The 21,849-nt window shown below is 40.4% G+C and carries 22 protein-coding genes; 10 read left to right on the top strand and 12 right to left on the bottom strand.

Features of this window, described 5'->3' with window-relative positions; translation table 11 throughout:
- Positions 1–162 precede the first annotated feature (162 nt).
- Positions 163–1,215 (bottom strand): DNA polymerase IV, encoded by a 1,053-nt coding sequence (gene dinB / locus PSH48_RS13650; protein ID WP_024031675.1) that lies wholly within the window; start codon positions 1,213–1,215, stop codon positions 163–165.
- Between the two features lie 476 nt (positions 1,216–1,691).
- On the opposite strand from dinB, the gene PSH48_RS13645 reads away from it, so the two are divergent.
- From PSH48_RS13645 to PSH48_RS13635, 3 genes are all read left to right on the top strand, one after another.
- Entirely contained in the window at positions 1,692–2,114 is a 423-nt protein-coding gene (locus PSH48_RS13645) for an acyl-CoA thioesterase (protein ID WP_004588512.1), read from the top strand.
- 66 nt (positions 2,115–2,180) lie between these two features.
- Complete coding sequence (locus PSH48_RS13640) at positions 2,181–3,233, top strand: aldo/keto reductase (RefSeq protein WP_273611750.1); 1,053 nt, start codon at positions 2,181–2,183, stop codon at positions 3,231–3,233.
- 154 nt (positions 3,234–3,387) lie between these two features.
- Positions 3,388–4,266, top strand: a complete 879-nt coding sequence (locus PSH48_RS13635; RefSeq protein ID WP_273611749.1) for an ABC transporter substrate-binding protein — start codon at positions 3,388–3,390, stop codon at positions 4,264–4,266.
- On the opposite strand, the gene PSH48_RS13630 is transcribed toward PSH48_RS13635, so the two are convergent.
- From PSH48_RS13630 to PSH48_RS13605, 6 genes are all read right to left on the bottom strand, one after another.
- Positions 4,223–4,837, bottom strand: coding sequence for a fumarylacetoacetate hydrolase family protein (locus PSH48_RS13630; protein ID WP_138684363.1), 615 nt, complete (start codon positions 4,835–4,837; stop codon positions 4,223–4,225). The genes PSH48_RS13635 and PSH48_RS13630 overlap by 44 nt on opposite strands.
- A gap of 15 nt (positions 4,838–4,852) precedes the next feature.
- Positions 4,853–6,823, bottom strand: a complete 1,971-nt coding sequence (locus tag PSH48_RS13625; protein WP_029774157.1) for an ATP-binding response regulator — start codon at positions 6,821–6,823, stop codon at positions 4,853–4,855.
- Positions 6,824–6,884: 61 nt separating this feature from the next.
- Positions 6,885–7,346, bottom strand: a complete 462-nt coding sequence (locus PSH48_RS13620) for a response regulator (protein ID WP_024031669.1) — start codon at positions 7,344–7,346, stop codon at positions 6,885–6,887.
- The gene (locus PSH48_RS13615; RefSeq protein ID WP_273611748.1) at positions 7,347–8,831 is read right to left on the bottom strand and encodes a sensor histidine kinase; all 1,485 of its coding nucleotides are present in this window, start codon (positions 8,829–8,831) and stop codon (positions 7,347–7,349) included. It lies immediately after the preceding gene.
- A 27-nt stretch (positions 8,832–8,858) separates the two neighbouring features.
- Positions 8,859–9,074, bottom strand: coding sequence for a hypothetical protein (locus tag PSH48_RS13610; protein ID WP_004588505.1), 216 nt, complete (start codon positions 9,072–9,074; stop codon positions 8,859–8,861).
- 211 nt (positions 9,075–9,285) lie between these two features.
- Positions 9,286–10,626, bottom strand: coding sequence for a sigma-54-dependent transcriptional regulator (locus PSH48_RS13605; RefSeq protein WP_024031667.1), 1,341 nt, complete (start codon positions 10,624–10,626; stop codon positions 9,286–9,288).
- Between the two features lie 238 nt (positions 10,627–10,864).
- Here PSH48_RS13605 and PSH48_RS13600 point away from each other — a divergent pair, with 238 nt between their 5' ends.
- Both PSH48_RS13600 and PSH48_RS13595 read left to right on the top strand, forming a co-directional pair.
- Positions 10,865–11,383, top strand: coding sequence for an NUDIX hydrolase (locus PSH48_RS13600; RefSeq protein WP_054983507.1), 519 nt, complete (start codon positions 10,865–10,867; stop codon positions 11,381–11,383).
- Positions 11,384–11,565: 182 nt separating this feature from the next.
- Positions 11,566–12,942, top strand: coding sequence for an NAD-dependent succinate-semialdehyde dehydrogenase (locus tag PSH48_RS13595; protein ID WP_004588502.1), 1,377 nt, complete (start codon positions 11,566–11,568; stop codon positions 12,940–12,942).
- Between the two features lie 208 nt (positions 12,943–13,150).
- On the opposite strand, the gene PSH48_RS13590 is transcribed toward PSH48_RS13595, so the two are convergent.
- Positions 13,151–13,414, bottom strand: coding sequence for a hypothetical protein (locus PSH48_RS13590; protein WP_029774160.1), 264 nt, complete (start codon positions 13,412–13,414; stop codon positions 13,151–13,153).
- 382 nt (positions 13,415–13,796) lie between these two features.
- On the opposite strand from PSH48_RS13590, the gene PSH48_RS13585 reads away from it, so the two are divergent.
- Together PSH48_RS13585 and PSH48_RS13580 are read left to right on the top strand one after the other, a co-directional pair.
- The gene (locus PSH48_RS13585; RefSeq protein WP_029774161.1) at positions 13,797–14,666 is read left to right on the top strand and encodes a hypothetical protein; all 870 of its coding nucleotides are present in this window, start codon (positions 13,797–13,799) and stop codon (positions 14,664–14,666) included.
- Between the two features lie 111 nt (positions 14,667–14,777).
- A complete protein-coding gene (locus PSH48_RS13580; protein WP_029774162.1) occupies positions 14,778–15,287 on the top strand; it encodes a hypothetical protein in 510 nt (169 codons plus the stop codon).
- A gap of 271 nt (positions 15,288–15,558) precedes the next feature.
- On the opposite strand, the gene PSH48_RS13575 is transcribed toward PSH48_RS13580, so the two are convergent.
- The 3 genes from PSH48_RS13575 to PSH48_RS13565 form a co-directional block, all read right to left on the bottom strand.
- Positions 15,559–16,638 carry an endonuclease/exonuclease/phosphatase family protein gene (locus tag PSH48_RS13575; RefSeq protein ID WP_273611747.1) on the bottom strand — a complete coding sequence of 360 codons (1,080 nt, stop codon included), beginning with the start codon at positions 16,636–16,638 and terminating at the stop codon, positions 15,559–15,561.
- Positions 16,639–16,661: 23 nt separating this feature from the next.
- Positions 16,662–17,024, bottom strand: a complete 363-nt coding sequence (locus PSH48_RS13570) for a hypothetical protein (RefSeq protein ID WP_029774164.1) — start codon at positions 17,022–17,024, stop codon at positions 16,662–16,664.
- A 76-nt stretch (positions 17,025–17,100) separates the two neighbouring features.
- On the bottom strand, positions 17,101–17,349 hold the full coding sequence (locus tag PSH48_RS13565) for a TIGR03643 family protein (RefSeq protein WP_004588496.1): 249 nt from the start codon (positions 17,347–17,349) through the stop codon (positions 17,101–17,103).
- 118 nt (positions 17,350–17,467) lie between these two features.
- Between PSH48_RS13565 and PSH48_RS13560 the strand changes: the two genes are divergently transcribed.
- The 3 genes from PSH48_RS13560 to PSH48_RS13550 all read left to right on the top strand — a co-directional run bounded on the left by PSH48_RS13560 (position 17,468) and on the right by PSH48_RS13550 (position 20,963).
- A complete protein-coding gene (locus PSH48_RS13560; protein WP_273611746.1) occupies positions 17,468–18,160 on the top strand; it encodes a substrate-binding periplasmic protein in 693 nt (230 codons plus the stop codon).
- 11 nt (positions 18,161–18,171) lie between these two features.
- Positions 18,172–18,828 (top strand): YoaK family protein, encoded by a 657-nt coding sequence (locus PSH48_RS13555; RefSeq protein ID WP_273611745.1) that lies wholly within the window; start codon positions 18,172–18,174, stop codon positions 18,826–18,828.
- 74 nt (positions 18,829–18,902) lie between these two features.
- Entirely contained in the window at positions 18,903–20,963 is a 2,061-nt protein-coding gene (locus PSH48_RS13550; RefSeq protein ID WP_273611744.1) for a TonB-dependent receptor, read from the top strand.
- A gap of 15 nt (positions 20,964–20,978) precedes the next feature.
- Here the strand turns inward: PSH48_RS13550 and PSH48_RS13545 are convergent, their stop codons facing one another.
- Positions 20,979–21,761 carry an AraC family transcriptional regulator gene (locus tag PSH48_RS13545; protein WP_029771712.1) on the bottom strand — a complete coding sequence of 261 codons (783 nt, stop codon included), beginning with the start codon at positions 21,759–21,761 and terminating at the stop codon, positions 20,979–20,981.
- Positions 21,762–21,849: the final 88 nt, after the last annotated feature.

The following is a 21,849-nucleotide window of genomic DNA, read 5'->3' as shown; positions in this document are numbered from 1 at the left end:
CTCATTTTAATCTGGCAACTTGGTTTTACAGCTAACTAAAGTGACTCAGTGTTTTAAGAAGAAATTAACAACCACTATATAGTTTTTTGTAAAGGCAGCCCCTGCTTATACCACGTTTAAATTACTTTGCTAAAGCACTCTAAATTGCAAAAAAGCGTGTAGTTAATCAAGAATACTCAGTTGCAAATTTAAATTAGGTTCATTTTTAACACCCACTCCAATACCTAATAAACGCACCGGTTGCTGCATACCGCGTTGATACGCCTTAGAGAGTAATTCAGTAAAAATAGCAGTATTTAATTGATGATGAGCTTGATCCGCTGAGGTAACAACAAAGTTTGCAAACTTCACTTTTACACTTAGCTTATTAATACGATTTTGTAGCTGTTGCTTATTAAGGCGCGCTGTTAGCTCTTCCAGTAATTTAGGTAACTGATCTAAACATTCTTGTAAGCTATTTTTATTGTATTCATAGGTGTGTTCAACACTAAGGGATTTACGCACTCGCTCAGTGGTTACTTTACCAATATATTCGCCAGCACATTTTTGATAAAGCGATACACCAAAATTCCCCACGTGCTGCTGCATCCAATTAACGCCTTTCTCGCGAACGTCTTTACCTGTGTATAACCCCTTTAAATTAAGCTTTTCGAGGGTTACTTTGCCCACACCAGGGATTTTACCTAGCGGTAAATTATTTAAAAACGCATCAACTTCATCCGGCAAAACCACAAATTGGCCATTGGGTTTATTTTCGTCACTGGCTATTTTGGCAATAAACTTAATGGGGGCAACTCCGGCAGAGGCGGTAAGACCGGTATCGTTATAAATATCTGCTCTAATTTGCTGAGCAATAAGCGTTGCGCTGCCTTTGCATGCGGTGCTGTTGGTTACATCTAGGTAAGCTTCATCAAGCGACAGCGGCTCTATTTGGTCGGTATAGCGTTTAAATACAGCGCGTATTTGGTTAGAAATTTCTTTATAAACCGCCATGCGCCCGGGCACAATAACTAAATCGGGGCATAGTTGCTTAGCGTGGTAGTTAGACATAGCCGAGCGAACACCATATTCGCGCGCTATATAATTTGCTGTAGAGAGCACACCACGACGGCTATTACCACCAATCGCTAAAGGCACACTGGCAAGTTTGGGGTTATCGCGCATTTCAACCGCTGCATAAAAGCAGTCCATGTCGATATGAATAAACTTTTTCATTACCACATAACAACTGTTTATTTATACAGCCATTATTAAGGATTCACTTTAATTAAGCAAGTCCATTAAAGCCTGTTTAACTTGCTAAAGTTAAAAGCGCTACTAGGTGTAGCGCGTTAAACCGTGCAAGCTTTAAACAGCTTTTTTAAAACGGCTGCTTAAAGCGCTTTGATTTTTTAAAGCAATGTAGCCAAAAAACAAACTCCAATAAAAACCCCGCAGCTAAAAGCATTATGCCGCCGGAGGCATTACCCATTGCATAGCAAGCAAAAGACGCTATAAAAACTAAACTGGCTAAAGCCCAATTAATTATATTTTGCATGTGTGTTCTCGTGTGTGTGTTGTCTGTGTTATTTAACTGTAGTCCTAAAAATAAATAGGTACAATCATCTTATAAAAAAACATGGCATTTATTGTCTTGAGCTACAAACACCATATTGATAACCTCATTCATTTAAAACTAAGAGTACACATACATGCAAAGGTTCAAAGATCAGCACCCTATTCATACCGATATCACCGTAGCATGGGCCGATATGGACGCCCTACAACATGTTAACAACGTGGTGTACTTGCGTTATTTTGAAATTGCGCGTATCGATTTTCTAAATAAAATAAATCAGTTTGATACGATAAAACCAGGTGGAATAGGCCCGGTGATTAGTGAAAACAATATTCGCTATAAACGTCCAGTGACCTTCCCTGATACCTTAACCGTAGGTATTACTATTTCAGATATAAAAAGCGACCGTTTTATGATGAATTACTCTGTATTTAGCCATGCTCAGCAAGCTATTACTACCACAGGCTATTCTCAAGTTGTTATGTTTGACTTTAAAACAGGACAAAAAGCGGCGATTTCAGAGCCATTACTATCGGCACTACACCAATTCGCTTAAGTAGGCTTATTGCGAATTGGTATTAATTATCCACTCTCAAGATCTTACATAATTTAAGGATTTTAAATGCAATACAGTCCGTTAGGCAGCAGCGGTGTTGATGTTTCTAGAGTATGCTTAGGCAGCATGACTTGGGGTAAACAAAATACCCAACAAGACGCCGATGAGCAAATAGCTTATGCCTTGGCACAAGGCGTTAATTTTATAGATACTGCCGAAATGTATGCCGTTCCTCCTTCACCAGAGACCTACGGTAAAACAGAGCAAATTATAGGTAACTGGCTAAGTCGCAATGCGCAAAAGCGCAGTGATATTGTATTGGCGACCAAAATTGCAGGCAATGGCTTGTCGTGGGTACGAGATGGCGGCGATATAACACGCAGCGCTGTCATTGAGGCCGTAGATAACTCGCTTAAACGCCTACAAACCGACTACATAGAATTATACCAATTGCATTGGCCTAATCGCTCTACCCCACATTTTGGCAGGCAGTGGCCAGGTAAACTCACTTTTAGTGACGTAGATACTGAGCAACAACAGGCGGGTATGCTTGATATTTTAGAGGGCCTTGATGAGTGTGTTAAAGCTGGGAAAATAAAATATTGTGGCCTTTCAGATGACACCCCATGGGGCATTAGCCAATTTTTAAATTTAGCAAAAGCGCATAACTTACCGCGTATGGTGTCTATTCAGAACGAGTTTAGCCTAGCGCACGCTAAAGATTGGCCCTACTTAATTGAGCAGTGTATCCATGAAGACATTGCTTATTTACCTTGGTCGCCGCTTGCTGCTGGCTTGCTAACGGGTAAATACCTAAACGGCGCGCGCCCAGCGGGCTCGCGTTGGACATTTATGCAGCGCAATGGCATTTTTAGAGATACCCCTAACGCGCAAAAAGCCACGCAGCGTTATGTAGAGCTTGCACACGCAAGCGGCATAACCCCAGCCCAATTGGCACTTGCTTGGTGTAATCAAGTCGATGGCGTTACCTCGTCAATTATTGGTGCGACCAGCATGGCCCAATTAAAAGAAGACATTGACGCTTTTAGCATAACTTTAAGCGACGACACGCTAACTGAAATTGGCACTATTTTTAAAGATTACCCGCAGCCATATTAAACCCAAATAATAGGCAGTTTTTTTTACTGCCTTTTTCTCTCTTACATTTGAACATATACAAAGTAAAACTATACTAAAGTTACCTTAAAATGATTGTTTTTAGTGAGTTATGCTTAGAAATGTAATTATATTTTTCGGTGTGCTAGGTGGTTTAATGCGTTACGGGTACGCTGACAATACTCACCCAATTGAAGAAATTGTATGGTTACAAAGTTACACGCCCCCGTTTCATATGGATAAAGATTCGCATGCGCCGCAAGGCGGTATTTGTGACAACCTCACCGAGCAACTAATTAACAGTATTGATGATGTAAAACATACGCGACTAATCGTGCCGCAAGAGCGAATTAATAAGCACTTAAATGAAGGCGATAATGTATGCTTTCCGTGTGTTATTCATAAAAAAACGGCCAATGGGGTGTTACAGTTTTCTACCCCAACCACAGTTTACCCGCCTTTTTCGGTTTTAACCACTCAACAACTTGCCCCAGAAATACACGCGAAGCATGGCAGCCCGATTAAACTTATTCATTTATTGTCAGACGAGCAATATGTGTATGGTCAAGCCGCAGCGCGCAAGTTTACTTCAAAAATTAATAAAATAATCGAAAACACCACGGTGTATCATAAAGCATCGCTAAGCTGGAGCAGCGAAAATGAAAGCCAAGCTGTTATTGCTCGCTTAAGTCGCGGCTTTTTAGATTACACAATAGACTACCCGTTTATGAGGGATTATTTTGTCAACCACAGTAAGTTTAAAAATATAGTCAGTTTACCAATTGAAGAAGACCCCAGAGAGTTTGTTTTAGGGGCTATAGGGTGTGCAGTAAGAGCACCGAATGATTTTGCTACCAAGGCGCTTAATAAAATAAATAAAGCGCTACATAAGCAGGTATTACAATCGCCTGCTTATATAAATAGTCAGCGTTTTTGGTTAGAGCAAAGTTTTCCGCAGTTTACTAAGCATTACCAACAGCAAATACTTAATCCTATTGCGCCTGCCAACTTTGCGATAACAAGCAGGTCGAATTAGCATACAAGCTTACTGTAAATACGCTGTTTGCAGGCACTTCCCCTACGCCTGCAGGCGTTCCTGTCATTATTACATCGCCATTTTCTAAGTGCATAAACTCATTAATTTCACTTAAAATATCTTTAGGCTTATGTATCATAAATTGCGTATCGCCTTGTTGAATAACGTTATCGTTAATTTTAAGCTCAAACGTAAACGCCTGCTCAGCATCCGCTATAGCGACAAAGGGCGTTAATAATACCGAGCCGTTAAACGCCTTGGCGCGCTCCCACGGTAACCCTTTATTTTTAAGCTTACTTTGCACGGTACGTTTAGTTAAATCCAACCCTAAACCTACGCCTGCCAACTCATTATTTTTAATAACAAAACACAGCTCGGCTTCATAGTGCAGTGTGTCGTTATTGTGCGTAGCAAATAAGGTAGACGAAAGCGCACTGTTCGGTTTATTAAACAATACCATTTGATCTGGTAGCTCATTATTAAGCTCAGCAATATGCGCGGTGTAATTACGCCCAACGCATACTACTTTAGAGGGTGTTAATAACTCACTTTCTAGTTTTATCGACTGCATAAAATAACTTCTAAATTACGAGCTGATCAAGGTTTCTAATAAGCTCAGGTTAATCGGTTTCAAAAGTACATGATTAATATTTAAATCTTTGATCTGCTTAGGATCGGGCTCTGCACCACTAACAATCACTAAGCTTAAGTCAGGGTAACGTTCGTTAATTTGCTTACCTAAATCTACACCACGCCCGTCAGGTAAGTGCATATCGAGCAATACCTTATTAAATTGTTGGTCATGATTGAGGGTTTGTAAACACTGTGCACACGTTGAGGTAATAACGGTTTCTACCCCTAAACTTTCTAGCAGCAACTGCGTAATTTGCGCTGCATCTTGGTCGTCCTCAACCAATAAAAAGCGCTGTTTTTTCTCTATTACAGCTTTGTCGCTGTGAATGTTTTTAGCTTGAGGCGCATGCTCTGGCGATACTAAGTAATCTTGTAAGCATTGATACAAAGAAGAGCTATCAACGGGCTTTGGTATTACATCGTTAAAGCCAAGGGCGGCAAGCTCTTCATGTATGCCTTTCATAGTGGCGGCAGTAAGCGCAATAATTGGGCCTGTGTAGCCCATTTTTCTAAGCTCTATTGTCGCTTCTTTACCGCCCATTACAGGCATATGTATATCAATAAAAATAATGTCGTAAGGTGAGCGATACGCCTCGGCAATTCTTACTTTTTCAAGCGCTTGCTGGCCATGTTCGGCGTAGTCTACACGCGCACCACATGTGCTAATCATATGGCCAACTAACATGCGTAAATCGCGTAAATCATCAACCACTAATACGCGGCCGGTCACTTTGCATGGTGCTGATTTTGTCTGTAGTTGCGAGCCACTACTAAAGTTTAATACTTGGCGTTCTACTTCACTTATATCACCTGGGTACACCGAAATAGTAAAGGTAGAGCCTTCGCCCATTCTAGAGGTTAAATCAATACTGCCGTGCATACGCGCTAATAGCTCGGCACAAATAGCAAGGCCTAAGCCTGCTCCGCCAACAGAGCGCGATTCTACATCGGCTATTTGCTCAAAGGGTTTAAAAATTAATGCTTGTTTTTCAGGGGCAATCCCCATGCCTGAATCTTTAATACTAAAAAATAGCATTTCTTGGCCTTCAACCCACTCGGTCCAGGCACTAACCACTATTTCGCCCTTTTCGGTAAATTTAACCGCATTATTGATTAAGTTAATGAGTATTTGGCGTACGCGGGTGGCATCTACTCTAACAATAAGAGGTAAGGGCTGTAGAGACTCAAAGCGAAGGTTTAAGCCTTTATCAAGCACAGATACACGCATTAAGGTGTAAACATCAGCCAGCATGCTATCTAAGTTTACTTCACTTAAGGTGAGCTCTAATTTGTCGGCAGCAATTTTAGATAAATCGAGCACGTCGTTTAACAAACTTAGCAAGTGCTTACCGTTTCGGTAAATAACCCCTAATTCGTTTTCGGCCTGTTTGCTAAAGTCGCTTTGTAGCAGTAACTCTGTGTAACCTAATATAGATGAAAGCGGGGTACGTAATTCGTGGCTTAAGTGGGCTAAAAACCTGTCTTTTGAGCGGTTCTCTGCTTCGGCTTTTAAACGCTCTACTCGCTCGCCTTCAACATCTTTACGCGCTAAAGCATAACGTATAGCGCGAGCAAACCGGCTCGAACTCATTTCTGTTTTTATAAGGTAATCTACCGCGCCGGCATCAAGTGCTGCAGAGTCTAATTCATCATTAGATTGCCCCGTAAGCATAATAATTGGCCCGCTAAATCCATTAGCAATGGCCTTTTTTAATACACTTAGCCCATTTGAGGCGCCTAATCGATAATCAAGCAAACAAATATCGTGATCGTTTTTACTTAAAATGCTTATTGCTTGCTCAGGAGAGCTTATCCATTCTATGTCAAATGTATGTGAATCTAACTGATCTAAGTAGTCGCAAGTGAGAATGTAATCATCTTCATCGTCTTCTACTAAAAGTAAGCGAGTCACTTTATCTAACATACTACCTCCTTTTAATTGCATTTAATAAGCCCCTAATTAGGGGCTTAATGTTGCTACTTATTTAGTCGTTAAACGTTGTCGGCAGCTCTACAAATTCTACCCAGTATTTTCCTAGGGTTTTCATTAAATCAACCAAGCCATCAAACGTTACCGGTTTAGTAATATAAGAGGCCGCTCCTAAGTTATAGCCTTTAACCATGTCTTCTTCTTGCTTAGAAGTGGTTAAAATAACAACCGGTATGCCTTTAAGGTTTGGGTTTGCCTTAATGGCCTCAAGTGCTTCACGGCCATCCATACGTGGCATATTTAAATCAAGCAAAATCAACCCTGGGCGTGGCGATGAATTTTTATCTTCAAACTTACCCTTGCGCTCTAAGTACTCTAATAATTCAACCCCATCTTCCACAAAATGCAGCTCGTTTAATACACGGCTTTCGGCTAGCGCATCTTGCGTGAGTAGGCGATCATCCTCGTCATCATCTGCCATTAATATTGTAATAGGTTTCACTTTTGAATACGGCATCTAAGCCTCTCCTTGAAGTGTGAAAAGCGTTGTTTCCACAGGTAATTTTATTATGAAGGTTGCCCCTTCACCGTCTTTACTATGAGCGGTAATTATCCCACCATGCCGCTCAACTATACGCCTACAAACTGAAAGCCCAATCCCTGTGCCTTTATATTCCGAACGCCCATGCAGGCGCTGAAATGGTACAAATATTTTATCAGCATACTCTTGTGAGAAACCAATACCATTATCTTTTATGGTAATAATTTGCCAACCCACTTTTTCGTTATGCTCTTCACTAAACTCGTCTTTGTGCTCGTACATTACGCTTATGTGTGGCTCAACACCTGGCTTTCTAAACTTAACAGCGTTAGACAGTAAGTTTAAAAACAACTGCTGCATTTGGCTTTTATCGGCTTGTATAACCGGTAGTTCGCCCACCTCTACTTGTGCATTGCTTTCTTTAATGGCAACTTCTAAATCACTTAAAATGTCGTTAACTACGCCTTTTAAGTCAGTGTCATCAAAGTCTCTACCTCGCGTTGTTACCCGCGAAAACTCTAGCAAGTCGTTAATAAGGTTAGACATACGTTGCGCTGCATTTTTCATACGGCCTATGTAATCTATGCCTTTTTCGCCCAGTTCATCTTTAAACATGGTTTCTAGGCGGTCACTAAATGCTTGAATTTTTCGAAGTGGTTCTTGTAAATCATGGCTGGCAACAAACGCAAACTCTTCAAGCTCTCGGTTTGAGCGGCTAAGCTCATCTGAATATAAGGTCAGCTCTTGCGTGCGCTCAGACACTTTTGTTGCAAGTGTTTCGTTTTGTCTTTCAAGCTCCTCACGGTATTTAGCCGCGTTTCTTAAATTTAGGCGGGTTAATAAAAACATACCTATTATTAAAAGCGCACTGGTAACCGCTGTAATAGCAAAAGTGATTTTTGCTTCATTTTTTATTTGTGCCAGCTTAGAAAAGTGGCTCACCTTAAACAGTAATTCTCGGTCTTGAATATCATTAACTTTAACGCGAATATCTTTGTACAGCTCTCGCCCTCTGTGCGTATTTAATACATATAACGCACGGCGCTCTTTGTCATTAGTAGCCAGCTTAACCGTTTGTTTAAGCTCTTTAATTTTAGCTTCTGTTAACACTAATAGCTCAGCAATTCGCTCAGCTTGGCCATCAATTTCAGAGTGTAAAGACTTTACATGCTCCTTTTGCGATTCTATTTGCCCTATCGCATCGTAATAAGGTATTAAGTAGTCTTCTTCTTCGGTGAGTAAATAGCCGCGTTGGCCAGACTCTGCCTGCACAATTGATAAGTGAAGACGCTCAATAGCATCGGCTAATAAACTGGTGTTATCCAAGCTTTTTTGCGTTTGCGTTAATCCCTGAATAGTACTTAATGCCAAAACTGCATTGCCAACAACAATGCACAGTACTATTGCAATAAAAGCGGCCCACGTTATATTCGTTTTACCCTGCTGCTTTTGCTTACTCATTATGTGTAAATACCTAATTTTAAATGACTACTTGTTATTAAAATCAGTAATGTTTTGCAAGCTTTCGCTACATTGCTGACAGTTTGAAATTATTTTATCGAGTGCTGCTAACGCTTTGTCTTTTGGCATATCGTTTTCTAATACCAGTTTAATGAGCTCTGCATTCATAGAAATTCTATTCAGTGGAGCTCTCGCATCATGTACCAATTTATTTAGCGTATTAACTTCTTTTTCATCACTCATATTAATTCCTATACTTGTTTAACCTGAACTCTGGTTAAGAGACTTACTAAAATATTAAATTATAGTGATAACCAAATTCTTTTCTCTAGCCAGATATTTTAATGAAAACAAGGTGAATTTACGCGTCAATAGCTGGCCTATTGCAAGCAAGTTAAACGCAGTTAACGTTGAAAATAGCTGCTAGAGATAGGTTTATTATTCAGAGTTCAGGTTATTTATATTCTCCAATTCCGCCGTATGCGTTTAATCGGTTATACAATGTTTTTGTACTTATCCCTAGCATTTGCGCAGCTAGCGTTTTATTACCTTGCACCTTATCTAGCGTGGCGTGGATTAACTCTTTTTCGACTTCTTCAATGGTTTGCCCTGCCGAAACATGGTTATCGGCCACTTGCGTATTTACACGCGAAAACGGCGACTCTAAGTTATCCGGAAGTGTAATTTCGCTCGATTGTGGGTCGCTCATAATAAAGGCGCGATGGATAGCGTGGCGAAGTTCACGCACATTGCCTGGCCACTCGTATTGCTGTAGTTCTTTTAGCTGCTCGTTGTGCCAATAAAACGAAGTGCCATTTTCATCGTTAAGTTGCTCTAAAAAGGCTTTCGCAAGCAGTGGAATATCTTCTTTTCGCTCTCGCAGCGCAGGTATATCAATGGGGAAAACCGCAAGCCTAAAGTAAATATCTTCACGAATAATATTGTTTTGCGCTAAGTCGGTCAGCGAACGGTTAGTCGCAGAAATAACGCGGCAGTTTATAGGCAATTCACGATTGCCGCCTACACGTGTTACTTTTTTAGTCTCAAGCACACGCAGTAAGTTTGGCTGCATATCTATAGGCATTTCGGTTACTTCATCTAAAAATAACGTACCGCCATCTGCTTGCTCAAACACCCCTTCTTTACGGGCAATTGCACCTGTAAAAGCCCCTTTTTCATGGCCAAATAACTCACTACCTATTAATTCTTTAGACAAAGCACCACAGTTGCTCGCCACTAAAGGGCCTTCGCATTGGCTTGCGTTATGAATTGCTTGGGCGACCACTTCTTTACCGGCACCGCTTTCCCCCATTAGCATCACGTTAGCATTGGTTTTAGCTACGCGCTCTATCATGGTGTAAAGCTTTTGCATTGGCTCTGATTCACCAATTAAACTATTAAAATGGCGAGTAATAGCCGGAACTTTAGCTTTTTTAGCTGTTTTTTTAGGGCCGTTTAATACCAGCTCTAGGTCTTCGCGTTGCAGCGGCTTTAATAAATGCCCAACATCTTGCTCACACATGTCTGCCAAAATCCCTTTTACTGAAGGGTGGCCAGAGATAAGCGTCACTTTTGGAGACTGCCCAATCATTTTTAAATGATCGAGTAAATGAAGACCACTGCCATCTGGCAGCATAAAATCGAGTAATACGTGATCAAAGGTATTATTTTCAAACCATTGATGTGCTTCTTTTAAGCTAGTTGCAGTACAAATGTTGTGCCCGAGGAATTCGACAATGTGGCAAACAACGTCACTAAATTCAACGTCATCATCGACTAAAAGTATGTTTAACATGATAAATCCCTATGCTTTTCTTCTTATTCTACGCACCCTATTTTGCAAATAAAAGGGGCTACTAGAATCTCTTAAAAATGATTAAACTATTGAGTCTTTTAACGTTTAATTTTAACAACCGAGTATGTACGTAAACTTAAGCCATACCGATCATAATTTTTAAAAATAATTAGAATTATTTTTACTACTCGCCTAAGTATACCAGCTGATATAATTTTGCTTTTAAAAAGGAGACAAAATGCAATTATTAAAAACAATGGTCCACCCTGGCATAAATTTAAACCAAGGCACTCAATTTACCCGCCGCACAGGCCGCGCCATTGTGATTAAAGATGCACACATTTTATTAATGTATACCAATCGCTACGAAGACTACAGTTTACCCGGCGGCGGTGTGGATGAAGGTGAAACCCTAGAGCAAGGGTTAATAAGAGAGCTTAGCGAGGAAACTGGCGCGCAAAATATACAGGTTATTAAACCCTTTGGGTTATACGAAGAGTACCGACCTTGGTACAAAGACGACTTTGATATTATACATATACAGTCGTATTGCTATTTATGCGATACAGACAAAGAGCTTGGCAAAGCACAGCTTGAACATTACGAGCAACAAAATGGTATGACGCCTAAATGGGTCAATATATACGACGCCATTGCGCACAACGAGCGCACAATGAGCCTTAGCGAAAAACAAGGGTTGTCTATCATTCGTGAAACTTACCTACTAAAACAAATAGCACAGCAGCTGTTTAACTAAGGCTGTAAAATTTGCATAAAGCAGTATTTTTTACTGCTTGCTCATCACTCGCTTTTTATTTACATCCCACAATTAAATTTAAAGCGACTACTATTCAATAACTTAAGCTCTATTTTACTTTATAAAACAAACTGGCTTTGTGTTTGCACCCTTACTGATAACTAATTTGTAAGGAGATAAAAATGAGTAACACAGTTAAAACAATCAACCCCGCAACTGAACAAACCATTGATACCTACACGCTGCTTTCTCAAGAGGAAGCTGAGCAGGTAGTCGAAAAATCTCACGAAACATATTTAAAATGGCGCCAAACCTCATTTACCGAGCGTGCTAAGTATTTAAATAAACTAGCCTCTTTATTTGAAGAGCAAAAAGAAGCCATTGCTAAGCTAATGACCGAAGAAATGGGTAAAGTGTACGAGCAAGGTTTTCAAGAAATTGAACTGTGCGCTGGTATTTGTCGTTACACAGCCGAAAACGGCCCACAAGTACTTGGCGATGAAGAGCGCGATATGGATGGCGGCCGCGCTATTGTTAGCTACCAACCAACGGGCGTTTTATTAGGTATTCAGCCTTGGAACTTCCCGCTTTACCAAGTAATTCGTTACAGTGCAGCTAACATTATGGCCGGTAATACCACCGTACTTAAACATGCCGGTAATGTATTTGGTATGGCAGAGAAAATCGATACCCTGTTTAAACAAGCGGGCTTCCCTGAATATTGCTTTAGCAACTTACTTATTGATGGCAAAACTGCCAGCGCGCTTATTTCACACAAAGCAATCAGCGGCGTAACATTTACAGGCAGTGACGCTACCGGTAAAAAAGTAGCTGAAGAAGCAGGTAAATACGTTAAAAAAACAGTGCTTGAGCTTGGCAGTAACGATGCCTACTTAGTACTTGATGATGCAGATTTAGACCTTGCTGTTGAAACCTGTGTTACAGGGCGCATGATCAACAACGGCGAAACCTGTGTATCGGCAAAACGCTTTGTGGTTGTAGAGTCATTATATGATGACTTTAAAGAAAAAATTAAAGCGCAATTTGAAGCATTAAAAATGGGCGATCCAATGGCCGAAGATACCGATCTAGGCCCAATGGCACGTGAAGATTTACGCGATAAAATTCACGACCAAGTAATGCAATCTGTTGAAGCCGGTGCAAATGTAGTCACAGGCGGTGAAGTGCCATCGCAAACAGGTTACTACTACCCACCGACTATTCTTGATAATTTATCGCCGGGCATGCCAGCATACGATGACGAGTTATTTGGCCCTGTAGCCTCGCTCATTAAAGCAAAAGACAACGACGATGCAATGCGTATCGCCAACGACTCTCGCTATGGTTTAGGCGGTGGTATTTTCTCTAAAGATGAGAAAAAAGCCATTGAACTGGCTAAAAAGCACTTTGATACCGGTATGATCAACATTAACGGTTACGGCCTTGCCCAACCAAACCTACCGTTTGGTGGTGTTAAAGAAAGTGGCTACGGCCGAGAACATGGCGGCTTTGGTATGCGCGAGTTTGTAAATATCAAATGTATTATGATTAATAGCTAATTTAGCTATAAATACCAATATATAAAAAACCTAAAAGTGGGTAATCTCTTTTAGGTTTTTTTCTTTAAAATTAGATTACAGCAGAGCTCATCCTTTACTGACCAAACCCCACGAAACTAAATACTAATAGCTGAAAATGTACATTTTTCTTCTTAATCATTATCAACATTAAAAAATAATATAATAAATTCTGAGGCACTAATTGCAGTTAGATTCCGGCCTGAGGGTCAGGTTCAATGCCAAAAATGAGAACTGGCGCTAAAATAATAGTAAATAATGCAGCTATAATTCTGATAAGAAAGAGTCGTTTATTTTGGTAGTTGTTAGCACTCGCTAAAAAATACAAAACCAAATAAGGTAATAGCATAAACGCAAAGCCAATCTCCGTTGGCATCCAGTACTTGATTGCAACTGCAACTAAAGATAAGGCAGCAAGCGCCTTAACTGGGTAGTACATTTTTTTATAATTCACATGCTTTCCTTTGCACGCAGTGCTTCATTAGCACCAAGTAAAATATTGCCGAACAATATAAAAACTTTAACTATGCAATGCAATCTATTTCACTAGACTTAACCTGACAGGCAATAATGAGCGATAACCGGACACTGAAAAAGTTAAAGTTATTCTTGTTTTGATGAGTAGGTTCCTAATTTTGCCCGATAACATTATTAACCGCCATTTTGATGCAAAATAACAAGCTTTGAATTAACACTATTTCAATAACATGTTTATAAAGGTAATTATTGATGAAATTATCGGAGTATGTAATATACGCCGTTTTGGTGTGTTATAAACCACCAAAATGGTGTTTAATAAGCTGTTATGCGCTTAAGCAAAGTCAAGGATTTGAGATTTGATTCTAGGAACGAAAACATTAGAAAAACTTCGCATTCTTATCAATGAAGAAACAGAATACCGAAGTGGGCCTAAAATAATTCAATTCTTCAATGAGTTGGGATTTAGTGACAGTTACGGACAAGGCTTTCCTTCGCGTTGGATGTATACCGATGAAAGACTTGCAGCAATCAATGGCACACCAAATATTGATAAATGTATTAAAAACTTATTCTCTCCTGTTAGCTTTATTGAAACCCCTGAAAAACTTGATTTACATATCTCAGAATTCAATAAATATCTCGCATTTGATAAATGGAAAGTTGTAAGAAACCACGCGGATATCTCGTTTCAAAAACTAGATAAAGTTGAATTTACTACTCCTAAGAAAACAAATGATGAAGAAGGTTTTCTCAACCAAGAGTTTAAGGATTTAAAGCTATCTAACCTTCAATTGGATAGCACTATAACTAGCGTGCTTGAGTATAGAATTAAAGAAATAGAAAACTGTTTTTCTGCTAACGCTCCACTCTCTGTAATTCTTATGGCTGGTAGTACTCTTGAGGGTATTTTACTTGGCGTTGCAACTAGTAATCCAAGGATATTTAATTGCGCTAATAGCGCACCCAAAAATCGGGAACAGAAGGTAAGGCCATTTCAAGAGTGGTCACTTGCAAATTTTATCGATGTTTCAAAAGAGATAAATTTATTGCATCATGACGTTCATAAATTTAGTCATGCACTCAGAGATTTTAGGAATTACATTCACCCATTTGAACAAATGAGTACAGGCTTTAACCCTACAATGTATACAGCTAAAATTTGTTTGCAGGTATTAAAAGTCGCCATACACCAAATCAATGAGAATAATAGGTGTATCAGCGCATAACAAGAGTCTAAGGTTACGACAGTCCGCTCATGGCACATTAAAGCCCTTGGAATTGAGCCCGAAACTGATTTTTATCGCTCGAACTAACAAGGAGCTTATTTGAGTTAATAAATGACAAAATTAACATATTATAAAAATTTATCTTTATCAGTTATTTCCATCGCATTAGGCCTAGTCATCGGGTTTGTAAATCTAAATCAGGTTAATAGTGGCTTTCCTTTTAAAAGTGACCTTGTAGAAAAAAGTGGTCTTGTTGATTGGGTTCAAGCACATGATTATGGAATACGCTTCGGGTTTGTTAATGATCCAATGAATTTTAATTACCCGTCAAAATCAAATGGGCAAGGCATTGTTGAAGAGTCTCTTTTGAAATCAAAAGATCAGCTTGTTACTATTTTATTTGAGGCTTCTGATACGCATTCGCCAATCTACTCTTCGAACATATATCATAATTTTTTTGAGTTAAAAGTGAATGGACTGCTTGTTCGTTCTTATGAAGAATCTGAACAAGCTTGGAAGTCAGACAACAAGTTGACACCTTTTATTGTTGCTCTATTTTTAATTGGAGGAACATATATCTGGCGCAAAACAAAAAAAGAGTACAAATATACTCAATATTGAAGCACAGCTAACTCTCACATCATCAGGCCAAAGGGTTCTAATCTTGACTCCTCATATCACGATTCATCAATGTCTACTCGTGCACTCTCCAGCCACTCGAAACCATAAAATATTTCCAAGGTATTTTACTGTGTCGGATGGCGCTTCGCTTATCCGACCTACACTAGCTGATGAAGTAATCAAGTTTGATGAAATATCATGAATTAAACCTGAGCGTTCAAGTTAAAACGTATTTACTAACAGCTAAAAACTAATAGCTAATAGCTAACAGCTAGCCCTCCTCAAACCTTGGTACTTTTCGTTTATCAGCTTTACTCATAGCAAGCTCTTGTATTTCTTCTTGCTTAAGCTCATCTGATTTATCTTCTAATGAATGCTGCTTGGCGTTTTCATACACCAGCTCAGTGAGTAGTGCAAAGTGGTCGGAGCCATATTTAGCAAGGCGCTTAATGCGCTTTACTTTAAACCCTTGGCTGTGAAATAAATGATCGAGCGGCCAACGCATAAAAAAGTAACTTGCGTGAAAGGTGTTATAAAAGCCACGGCCTTTACGTGGGTCTAAAAAACCACTTATTTGCATAAATAAACGGGTGCTGCGCGACCATGCCACATCGTTTAAGTCACCGGCTACAATGGTCGGGCGTGTTGGCTTTTTAAGTGCTTTAGCGACCATTATTAGCTCTGAGTCACGTGGGCGCGATGAGTCTTCTTCAGTGGGACTTGGTGGCGCGGGGTGTATAAAGTGCCCTTGCATTTCAAGGCCTTCATTGTTTTCGAACAGGATATGAATTGAAGGAATATCATCTTCAATAAGCTCACATATTTGCGCATCAAGAATTTTAAATTTACTGTATAAATGCATGCCGTAGCGATTGTCTTTAGGGCATTCAATATAATAGGGGTAGTTTTTTTTAAGAACAGCTAATTTATTTTCCCACCAGCTGTCGCTTTCAAGGGTAATTAATAAATCGGGCTGGTGTTTATCAACCAGTGAGATTAGTTGCTCACTATTGTGGTTTGACATAAGCACATTAGCCGACATGATTCTAACACTGTGATCTTCGCTCACGGAGGCCGTTTTAACTTCTTTTTTAGCAAGCCAAGTGTAAGGAAATATCCACTTACCTTGTAATGCCATGGTTAGTAATGCGGTTAAAGCAGTATACAAATACCCGCTATTGCCGCTTTGCCACAGTAAATAAAACGATATAATTGCAACAGCGCTGGCTATATAAAATACCTGTAGTCGAACAAAGTCGCAGCTGCGCACTAAGTAGTGCTGACTGTACGACATAGGCAATAAGGTCACTAATAAAAAAAAGCCAATGATTATAGCCAGTGCAATGAGCATTTAAATATCCTTATAAATTGTACTTAACGAGTTAAAATTGAAAGTATTTCTCGGGTATCGTGCACCATGTGTATAACTGTACTGTCTATTTTTATACTTACTGTACCATTATCTCTAGAACGTTCAATAACGCGGCCTTGTTTATATATATTGCGGTCTAGGTAATCGCCTCTATGGTAACGCTTACTTAACCCTGGTGGCGTCCACCCAGCACGCACTAACTTTTTTTGCTGCTTTTTAGATAGTTTCTTACTGCTTTTATAGTTGTGCTGCTGATGTTTATGGTGACCATTTTTATGGCCGTGATTGTCTTTGTCGGGCTTTGCCTGTGCATTAACGCTAACCAAGGCACCCGCTAAAACAACCGTATATAAAAACGCTTTCATAAATAATCTCTAATAATGTTAATAGCTAAAGATTATCAAACACGCCTGAACATCATATGAAACTGCAAGCAGCTATTTATCTCGGCTTGTACTGTGTTTTGCAATGACTGCGCATTATGGCTGGGTCTCGCAGTTTTAAATGCTTGGTTTTACGCCCTGCGTGGCGTTTACGCCACACTTTAAAACTCCCCTTTGAAATATGCTCTCGCATAAACAATACCAGCTGTGAATAATTAAGCCCGTATAACTGCTCTATAGCCTCAAAGGGGGTTCTGTCTTCCCACGCCATTTCTATAATTCGCGATTGCTGCTCTGCGTTAAACATGGTTATCTCTTAAAATTTAAACTTATACGAGAAGAAAAAATACATAGATCATCCCCTCAAAACCGAATATCGCTGTATAATAAACACACTAACATAAGAAAAAATCGGATTTACATTTATGCGCACATTACTGCTGCTTTTAGCTTTTAGTTTTTCTTCGCTTTTATTAGCAGCGCCTAATAAAACATTGCGCTGTGCAACTACCCATTACCCGCCTTTTACAATTTATGACGATGAAACACATACCTTTACGGGCATAGACATAGACTATTTAGCTTTTATAGAGCGTAATTTAAATTTAAACATTGAGGTGGTGCATTTACCGTGGGCACGCATTAAAAAAGAAATGACGTTAGGTTACTACGATTGTTACTTTGCGTTGGCTAATAATACCGAGCGTGCGCAATATTTAGAATTTACCACTGAGCCGCTACACACCACTCAATTTGGTTTATTTAGCACAGAAAAAGCAAACCTTAATAATGACTTATCAAATTCACGCATTGCTATGCTAAGAGGCGTTAAATTACCCAGTGTACTGGCAAAAGAATACAATATTAAACAAAGCAACTTTATGCATTCACTCTCCACTAAAGCCACGTTTGATTTGCTTGATAAACAGCGTGTTGACTACGCAATAACTAATTATCAAGCCGGTTTATGGTACTCAAAAGGCTATAAAAACATTCATGCTAAGCAGCTTGAAGGCTACGCCCTACCTGTTTATATTGCTTTTAAGCACGGCATGGTCGACACCACACTCGTTGATGAGCAAATAAAGCGCTATAAAGCACAATTCGGTGTGCATTAATAAGGTAGGCAATGTTAACTAAATTACCAAAATGGGTTGAGTACGGCGCGTTTACACTCGCCTTTATTGCTGGCATTGTTAACGCTATTGGGTTATTAGGGTTTGAGCATCAGGCTATTTCGCACCTTTCGGGCAGTGTAACGCTACTTGGCATTACATTAATGAGTAACATCTCTAGCGCACTATTGCTATTGGCTGTAGTGCTGAGCTTTATGCTTGGCTCTGCCCTTTCTGGTTTTTTACTTACCGGCGGCTCGTTAAAGCTGGGGCGCCATTACGACACCCTATTATTTATTGAAGGCCTATTGCTGCTTTTAAGCGCCTATTTACTCAGCCGCGCCCATGTTTATGGCATAACGCTTGCCTCTGCCGCCTGTGGTTTACAAAACGCCCTTGCCACTAACTACAGCGGCGCAGTAGTGCGCACCACTCATTTAACCGGTATTTTTACCGACCTAGGTTTAATGATAGGCAAAGCGCTAAAAGGTGAACCCTTTGATACCCGCAAAGGCGTAATATTTATACTTATTATTGCCGGCTTTTTATTAGGTGGAGTGTGCGGGTTTATGCTTTATGAGCACTTAGCCCTACTTGCTTTAACCGTGCCCGCTGCGGCTTGCTTTATATTATCGCTAACTTACCGGGTATATAGAATACGCGCACTTTAACGCAAGCGGTTTAAAAACTGTTTAAAACACCTTACCATGGCGTTAATAAAGCGTTACTCACCTTAAAGGAATGTATGAAACCTTATATTTTGCCGCTGTTATTACCACTCAGCCACGTTGCACTTGCTGATAATAAAAACGATGATGCAATAGAAACCATAACAACCACCGCATCACGTACAGAAGCACTGGCTACACTCTATCCGCTCACTATTAGTACCTTATCTGAAGCGCAGTTAAATAGCATTGCGCCTACTCATGTTGAAGAGTCGTTACAACGTATTGCAGGTGCGAACGTACAGCGCGGAAATGGGCAAGAATACCTACCGGCACTTCGCTCGCCGGTGCTCTCGGGCGCGGCAGCCTGTGGCGGCATACTAACCCTTGAAGATGGCATTGCACTGCGTGCCGCAGGCTTTTGTAATATTAACGAGCTATTTGAAGCGCATAGCGAAATGGCGCAGCGTATTGAAGTATTAAAAGGGCCGGGCTCTGCACTTTATGGCTCAAACTCCGTACACGGTGTAATTAACGTAATAACGCCTGATACAACCCAAGGCGGTGGATTAGTCGGGCTTGATTATGGCTCATACGGATATGCCCGTTATAAGCTTCGCGCTGGGCAAGACTACGGCAACAGTGGTATTGGCATAAACGCTAGTGTTACCGACGATACCGGTTACCGCGATGATGAAAGCGTTAAACAGCAAAAAATAAATATTCGTCATCGTTTTGAGCGCTCAAACCTATTGCTTACCTCTGGCCTTACATACACAAATTTAGATCAGCACACTGCGGGCTTTATTACGGGTTTTGAAAGCTATAAAAACGAAGACATAGCACAGCAAAACTTTGACCCCGATGCATTTAGAAAAGCCCGCTCATTTAGAGCGTGGAGCAACGCCCAGTGGCAATTAAAAAACAGCAATGTGCTTTCTATTACGCCTTATGTGCGCGACCAAAGCATGGACTTTTTTAAGCACTTTTTACCTGGCACCCCGCTTGAAACTAACAGTCAAACAGGCATAGGTGTGCAATCGCTTTATCAACATAACTTGCAAAGTAATATAAAAGTAAACCTAGGGCTTGATGGCGAATACACTCGCAGCGACTTTACTCAAAGCCAAAACGAGCCAACTCAAGGCTCTGCATTTTTAGTAGCCACAGTACCGCAAGGCAAACACTACGATTATGATGTAAACGCAACCCTGTATGCGCCGTTTGCATCAGTTGAGTGGCAATTAAATAAATGGTTTATTAGCGCCGGCCTAAGATATGAGCATATGCAGTACGATTACACTAATAATATGCTCACAGGGCGCACAACAGAAGACGGCACAGAATGTGGTTTTGGCGGTTGCCGTTATAGCCGCCCAGCCAGTGGTAAAAATAGCTTTAGCAATACCTCACCTAAATTTGGCGTGAGCTACAAGGTCAACAATAACAATACGCTATACGCTAACTTTTCGCGTGGCTACCGAGCGCCGCAAGCGGCAGAGCTTTACCAATTACAACGCGAACAAACCACCGCCGATTTAAACCCCGAAATAGCCAATAATGCCGAGCTTGGTTTAAAAGGATATTACAGCAATATAAGTTACGCATTGGCTGTGTATGCTATGAGCAAACACAATACTATTTATCGCGATAGCGACTTCTTTAACGTTAATGATGGCAGTTCACGTCACAGAGGTATTGAGCTTGAAGTAGATTATGCATTAAGCAAAACGCTTAACTTACAATTTGCAGGTACACATGCAAAGCACACGTATACCAATAATCAGTTAATTAATGGGCTAAATATAAACGGTAACAACGTAGACACCGCGCCTCGCAATGTGGCTAACCTTGATTTAACCTGGCAAGCCTTTAATAACCTAGCGCTTGCACTGCAATGGCATAGCGTAAGTAGTTACTATACCGACCCAGAAAACCTACATAGCTACGAGGGGCATGATATTTTAAGCTTGCGTGCAAAGTGGCAAGTTACCAATAATTTAGAAGTGCTTGCACGTATAATTAACCTTACCGACGAAGCTTATGCAGAGCGTGCTGATTACACCAGCTTTACTGGCGATAGGTACTTCCCGGGTAAACCGCGTAACGCCATGCTTTCAGCTACGTACACGTGGTAAAACCATGTATAAAGGTTAATTTAAGTCGCCCATATATTTAGTGGGCGACTTTCCCATTACCTTTTTAAACATAGTTATAAACGCACTCACCGATTCGTACCCCAATAACGCCGACACTTGCTGTACACTTTGCCCATCTGATAGTGCCTGCAGCGCTGTAATTATATGTAATTGCATTCTCCACTTACCAAAGGTCATACCGGTTTGCTTTTTTATAAGCCGTGCCAACGTCCGCTCGGTTAAAGCAAAGTCGTGTGCCCATTGTGCAAGGGTTTTACGATTATTTGGCTGTGCGAGTAACTGCTGCCCCATTGCTTGAATAACCGCATGCTTAGATAACACAAAGTCGAGCGGCTGGGCGGGCATTTCAATTAATAAATCAAACAGTACCTGAGCTAAACGTGCTGTTTTAGTGTCTTCATTATAGGCTTGGTGTTCGCTTGCTAGTTTTAGCATTAAACTTTTTACCAGCCCCGTTATTGCTAATGTACAGGTATGCTGTGGCATGCCGTGCTTATTGGCATCAATAAATACAAAACATAATTTGGCGTTATCAGATGCGCGATTGCTGTGTAAGGTGTTTGCAGGTACCCAAATAGCGCTGTGCGTTGGCACCATCCACATTTTGTTAGCCGCTTCGCAGGTAACATAACCATCAAGCGCTAAAATTAGCTGCCCCTTAGGGTGAGTGTGTAACGGGTATTCTTTGCTGCCTTGTGCGGTATCTACTTTGGCAATTATAGGCTGTACCATGTGCTCGTAGTTTTGTAGGTATCCCCACCCTTTAGGCTCAAACATATTTTGTCAGTTTTTAGTTATTTAATGTCAGTATAGCTAAATTATAATACTGCTGATTTGTTTATACTAGCGCCAATAATTAGCTAAC

Origin of the sequence: Pseudoalteromonas sp. Angola-4 (assembly GCF_028599265.1) — a bacterium.
GTDB lineage: Bacteria > Pseudomonadota > Gammaproteobacteria > Enterobacterales > Alteromonadaceae > Pseudoalteromonas > Pseudoalteromonas atlantica.
The sequence above is the reverse complement of the archived record's forward strand: the minus strand, read 5'-3'. Positions and strand labels throughout refer to the sequence as shown.

What these genes read in the sequence shown, in the direction of transcription:
- PSH48_RS13560 (WP_273611746.1), top strand. Translation starts at nt 17,468, where the DNA reads ATGCGCACATTACTGCTGCTTTTAGCTTTTAGTTTTTCTTCGCTTTTA.
- PSH48_RS13620 (WP_024031669.1), bottom strand. Translation starts at nt 7,346, where the DNA reads ATGCCGTATTCAAAAGTGAAACCTATTACAATATTAATGGCAGATGAT.
- PSH48_RS13600 (WP_054983507.1), top strand. Translation starts at nt 10,865, where the DNA reads ATGCAATTATTAAAAACAATGGTCCACCCTGGCATAAATTTAAACCAA.
- PSH48_RS13555 (WP_273611745.1), top strand. Translation starts at nt 18,172, where the DNA reads ATGTTAACTAAATTACCAAAATGGGTTGAGTACGGCGCGTTTACACTC.
- PSH48_RS13575 (WP_273611747.1), bottom strand. Translation starts at nt 16,638, where the DNA reads ATGCTCATTGCACTGGCTATAATCATTGGCTTTTTTTTATTAGTGACC.
- PSH48_RS13580 (WP_029774162.1), top strand. Translation starts at nt 14,778, where the DNA reads ATGACAAAATTAACATATTATAAAAATTTATCTTTATCAGTTATTTCC.
- PSH48_RS13605 (WP_024031667.1), bottom strand. Translation starts at nt 10,626, where the DNA reads ATGTTAAACATACTTTTAGTCGATGATGACGTTGAATTTAGTGACGTT.
- PSH48_RS13645 (WP_004588512.1), top strand. Translation starts at nt 1,692, where the DNA reads ATGCAAAGGTTCAAAGATCAGCACCCTATTCATACCGATATCACCGTA.
- PSH48_RS13550 (WP_273611744.1), top strand. Translation starts at nt 18,903, where the DNA reads ATGAAACCTTATATTTTGCCGCTGTTATTACCACTCAGCCACGTTGCA.
- dinB (WP_024031675.1), bottom strand. Translation starts at nt 1,215, where the DNA reads ATGAAAAAGTTTATTCATATCGACATGGACTGCTTTTATGCAGCGGTT.
- PSH48_RS13615 (WP_273611748.1), bottom strand. Translation starts at nt 8,831, where the DNA reads ATGAGTAAGCAAAAGCAGCAGGGTAAAACGAATATAACGTGGGCCGCT.
- PSH48_RS13595 (WP_004588502.1), top strand. Translation starts at nt 11,566, where the DNA reads ATGAGTAACACAGTTAAAACAATCAACCCCGCAACTGAACAAACCATT.
- PSH48_RS13635 (WP_273611749.1), top strand. Translation starts at nt 3,388, where the DNA reads ATGCGTTACGGGTACGCTGACAATACTCACCCAATTGAAGAAATTGTA.
- PSH48_RS13640 (WP_273611750.1), top strand. Translation starts at nt 2,181, where the DNA reads ATGCAATACAGTCCGTTAGGCAGCAGCGGTGTTGATGTTTCTAGAGTA.
- PSH48_RS13610 (WP_004588505.1), bottom strand. Translation starts at nt 9,074, where the DNA reads ATGAGTGATGAAAAAGAAGTTAATACGCTAAATAAATTGGTACATGAT.
- PSH48_RS13545 (WP_029771712.1), bottom strand. Translation starts at nt 21,761, where the DNA reads ATGTTTGAGCCTAAAGGGTGGGGATACCTACAAAACTACGAGCACATG.
- PSH48_RS13570 (WP_029774164.1), bottom strand. Translation starts at nt 17,024, where the DNA reads ATGAAAGCGTTTTTATATACGGTTGTTTTAGCGGGTGCCTTGGTTAGC.
- PSH48_RS13565 (WP_004588496.1), bottom strand. Translation starts at nt 17,349, where the DNA reads ATGTTTAACGCAGAGCAGCAATCGCGAATTATAGAAATGGCGTGGGAA.
- PSH48_RS13625 (WP_029774157.1), bottom strand. Translation starts at nt 6,823, where the DNA reads ATGTTAGATAAAGTGACTCGCTTACTTTTAGTAGAAGACGATGAAGAT.
- PSH48_RS13630 (WP_138684363.1), bottom strand. Translation starts at nt 4,837, where the DNA reads ATGCAGTCGATAAAACTAGAAAGTGAGTTATTAACACCCTCTAAAGTA.